At 69.2% G+C, this 318-nt stretch carries 1 protein-coding gene; it reads left to right on the top strand.

The genetic code is table 11. The features are described from left to right. The coding region (locus tag IG04_RS47555) for a hypothetical protein (protein WP_169746045.1) at positions 1 to 318 on the top strand (318 nt) is incomplete at both ends.

The raw sequence follows: 318 nt of genomic DNA on the forward strand, positions 1-318 counted from the left end.
GACCTCACTCCTGCAGAGGAAGGGCACCGTCGGACTGGTCGCCACGAACACGGTCGCCCAGGGCGACACGCGCGAGGTCGGCTTGGACGCGATGGTCGCCGCCGGCTTCACCATCACCCGCGCCATCCAGTCCCGCTCCTGGCCAGCATCGAGCGCCAACCTGGAATACGCCGCCGCCTGGGGCACCCTCAGCCCTGTCCCCGACGACGTGCCCCGGGTCGCCGACGACATCCGGGTACGCCGCATCAGCACCCTCCTCGAACCCGCCGGCCGGACCGAAGGCAACCCAATCCGACTAAAAGAAAACTCCGGGATCGC

The sequence above is a fragment of the Lentzea albidocapillata genome, from assembly GCF_000719115.1.
GTDB classification, from domain to species: Bacteria; Actinomycetota; Actinomycetes; order Mycobacteriales; family Pseudonocardiaceae; genus Lentzea; species Lentzea albidocapillata.